4 protein-coding genes are annotated in these 3,739 nt (G+C 70.6%); 2 read left to right on the top strand and 2 right to left on the bottom strand.

Annotation, left to right across the window (positions count from 1 at the left end):
* Both ACWGIU_RS32580 and ACWGIU_RS32575 read right to left on the bottom strand, forming a co-directional pair.
* Window positions 1–1,406: DUF2252 domain-containing protein (locus ACWGIU_RS32580; RefSeq protein WP_453711709.1), on the bottom strand; the 1,406-nt coding region annotated here is incomplete at its 3' end.
* 86 nt (window positions 1,407–1,492) lie between these two features.
* Entirely contained in the window at window positions 1,493–2,506 is a 1,014-nt protein-coding gene (locus ACWGIU_RS32575) for a YhjD/YihY/BrkB family envelope integrity protein (RefSeq protein WP_453711708.1), read from the bottom strand.
* Between the two features lie 61 nt (window positions 2,507–2,567).
* Here ACWGIU_RS32575 and ACWGIU_RS32570 point away from each other — a divergent pair, with 61 nt between their 5' ends.
* Entirely contained in the window at window positions 2,568–3,218 is a 651-nt protein-coding gene (locus ACWGIU_RS32570) for a GAP family protein (RefSeq protein WP_453711710.1), read from the top strand.
* Window positions 3,219–3,357: 139 nt separating this feature from the next.
* Window positions 3,358–3,739: DUF6325 family protein (locus ACWGIU_RS32565; protein ID WP_453711707.1), on the top strand; the 382-nt coding region annotated here is incomplete at its 3' end.

Here is a 3,739-nt window from a genome sequence, read left to right as displayed (position 1 = left end):
AGCCGCTGGTGGTCGCGCTCGTTCAGGTCGGCGTAGCTCTCCGCGAACCGTACGAGGGCCTGATCGAAGACGTCGCTACGGCCCAGGTACGCCGCGATCGCGATCCGGTCGCCGGACCGGGCGTGCGCCCGCGCCAGGGTCACGCCGCACAGGCCGGCGAAGACCCGCATACCGCGCGGCACCATCCGGGAAGGTTCGGCGATGCCCTTCCAGTCGCGCAGCTGGCGCACGTAGAAGTCCCGTTCGACGCCGTCGAGCCCGCGCGTCTGCTGCCAGCCGAGGAAGATGTCGCTCGCGGCCTGCATCAGCCGCTGACCGGCCACGACGCGCTCGCCGCCGGTGGCGTGCTCGCTGGGCCCCGCGTACGCGGCGAGCACCGAGTCACCGGCCTCCTTGGCCTGCAGGATCAGCGGGTCCTCGTCGTCGCGGCCCAGCAGCAGCACGATCCAGCAGCGCGTGCCGACACTGCCGACACCGACCACCTTGCGGGCCATGTCGACGATGGAGTACTGGTGCAGCAGGTGCCTGCGGTCCGTCTGAAGACTCTGCCCGTAGCGTTCGACGAGGTCCCGGATCTGCTCCTCGACCGCATCGTGCCCGTGACCCGGCAGTAGTTCGGAAGCCGGTGTGATCAGCTGCGGTACGGCGGCGAAGCGACGCCGGCCGTCGACCACCTCGGTGAGCTTCTCGAACGCCTGCAGGCTGTCGCGCCCGCGCGCCTTGCTCAGGGCCTCGGACATGTTCTTACGGCCGCGGGTGCGGAGCGCGCCCTCCGCCAGCGCCTGCAGCTGGGCCTCGTCCACCCTCGCGTACCAGACGTCGAGGGTGCGCATCCCGGCGAAAATGCGCATCTGCTCGCGGTAGCCGCGCACCGCCGACGTCACGATCTGCGCGCGCTCGCGGTCGGAGTAGCCGTTCTCCCGCCCGGCGATGACCAGGCTCGTCGCGAGCCGCTTGACGTCCCATTCCCACGGCCCCGGCAGCGTCTCGTCGAAGTCGTTGATGTCGAACAGCAGGTTCCGCTCGGGGGAGCCGAGCAACCGGAAGTTCAGCATGTGCGCATCGCCGCACAGCTGGGCCCGGATGCCCGAGTCGGGTGTGCCGGCCAGATCGCCGGCCATGATCGCGGCGGCGCCCCGGTAGAAGCGGAACGGCGACTCCGCCATCCGGCCGTAACGGATGGGCACCAGCTCCTGCAGCCGGGTGGCGGACTGCCGCTCGATGACATCCATCGGATCCGCCCGGCCGGACGACGGCTCGAAGTCTCCGTGGGCGGATCTGGGTGAGGCTGCCCGGGCTGCCCGGCCGATCACGGCCCGGTCCTCGGCGGAGGGCCCGGGACCGACGCCTGCCGTGGTCGCGGCCGTGGTCGCGGTCGTGGTCGCGGTCGTGTCGCGCATCGTCATCGTCGTTGACCTCCCGGCCACCAGGACCCCTGTCTCCCAGCATGGCACTCGCCCCGGACCGGTGCCCCATGGGCGCCGCACATCCCTCAGGGGCTCTCCTGCCGCAGGCTGTTCCGCTCGGGGCTGCCCAGCCGCCGGACCAGGTACGGCTCCTGTGCGAGGGCCGCGCCCAGGGTGATACCGACCGCGACGGCCACGCACAGCACGATCAGCCACGACAGGATGACGAACACCGAGCCGCTGGACCCGTAGGTGGCGAGCGACCGGTTGAGGGCCTTCGGTATGTAGACCCGCGCGCCCAGCGACAGCGCCGTCACCGCGGCGGCGGTGAGGAGGGCGCCGGGCAGTAGCGGGGGCCACGGGATCACCCCGCCCAGCAGGAGGTGCTGACTCCACCACCATGCCGCTGTCTGCAGGAGGAGTGTGAGGGGGATCCCGAGCCACAGGCCGAGTCCGAATCCGTCACGGACCGGACCCTGGAAGATCAGCAGGACCATCCAGGCGCCGATCCAGACGAACCAGCGCCCGACCGTGATCCGCGTCCCGCCACGCGGGATCTCCCACGCACGCCGGAACAGCCGCTGCATGGCACGGCTCACCGCGGTCGCCGACAGCAGCACGACCACGGCGCCGACCGCTCCCACCGCGTTGCGGATGTCCTCCTCGCCGGAGCCGTCGAACATGTCGTTCAGCTGGTCGTTCGCCTGGCCGGTGAGCCCGAACATCGTGCGTACGGACTCGACCAGCTGCTGACGTACGGCCTCCGGGGCGAACGAGGCGACGACGAAGAGCAGGGGCACGGCGGTCAGGAAGCACTGGGCGGCCAGTCGGGTGGCCGAGTCGAAGATGTTCACGCCGACCATGCGCTCCGTGACATGGGTGATCACGGGGAACCGGGTCTCGGCCCGCTCCTGCAGTTGCCTGCCGGCCGCAGCCAGCTCCTGGGAGCGCTTGCGCCACCGTGCCCTGCGCTCCGGCCACATCAGCGGCCCGCAGCGGAATGCGGCACGGACGGCGGATGCCGGGTCGTCGTCATGGCGGCCTCCTTCGTCTGCGTCCAGGTTGGTGGACGCGGCCGGGGGCGGCATCTCGATGGGCAAAAGGTGTCGGTGCCCGGTCGGCGTGAGTAGTGTCGAATGTCGTCACACGATGGGGAGCGCCATGGTCCTCGACCTCATGCTCATCGCACTGGCCATCGCCCTGCATCCGCTCCCCATGATGGCGTTCATCCTGGTGGTGTCCTCGACCAAGGGAGTGTGGAAGGGGCTGGCCTTCCTCCTGGCCTGGCTGGCCAACCTCGTCGTGGTGATCGCGATCGTGCTGGCGCTGACCGGTGGCGAGCCCCCGTCACCCCGTTCCCCGCCCGGCGTGGCCGCTCTCGCCCTCAAGCTGACCATCGGGGTGGGCCTGATGGTCTACGGAGCGCGCCGCTACCGCCGTATGAAAGGGAAGGCTGCCCGGGACGCCAGCGTGGAGCCCTCCCGCGTGGAGGTCGGCTCGGTGTGGGCCGCGGCGGGCCTGGCCGTGCTGATCCAGCCGTGGGGCATGGTCGCGGCGGGCGCGACGACCGTGATCGAGGCCGACACCTCGCACGCGACCACGTTCATCGCCCTGTTCGGCTTCTGCCTGCTCGCCAGCTCGGGCCTGCTGGCCGCGGAGCTGTACATGGTGTTCGCACCGGAGGCCGCCCAGGAGCGGCTGCTGCGGATGCGTGCGTGGATGGAGGGCCACAAGGACGAGGCCATCGTGTTCGTCTGTCTGCTGCTCGGGATATGGCTGACCGCGCAGAGCATCTACGAGCTGACCGGCTGACCGGCTGACCGGCTGACCGGCTGACCGGTTGGCCGGACCCGCGGGCCGACCGGCCGTCGGCGGGACCGGCCAGACGTGCGGGGGCGCGGGCCGCGTGCTGGAATGAAGAGACCTTCCTCCCTCTCCGACAGGAGCTGCCATGAGCAGCGAGACCGAGCCGCGAACCGATTTCGGCGACATCGACGAACTCGGCCCGGTCGACTACATCGTGGTCGAGTTCCCGGGCAACCGTATGACGGGCGAGGGGTTCCCGATCCTCGTCGACCTCGTCGACCGGGGCATCATCCGCATCTTCGACTTCGCCTTCATCCGTAAGGAGGAGGACGGCACGGTGACCGCGCTGGAGCTCCAGGACCTCGGCGGCGAGATCGATCTCACCGTGTTCGACGGAGCGTCGTCCGGCCTGCTCGACGGCGGTGACATCCAGGAGGCCGCCGCCGCCCTGGAGCCCGGGAGCTCGGCCGGGGTCATCGTCTACGAGAACACCTGGGCGGCGCCCTTCGCCCGTGCCCTGCGACGCG

It is taken from the genome of Streptomyces sp. NPDC054840, assembly GCF_053611065.1.
Note: the sequence above shows the minus strand (reverse complement) of the source record. Positions and strands in the feature narration are given on the sequence as shown.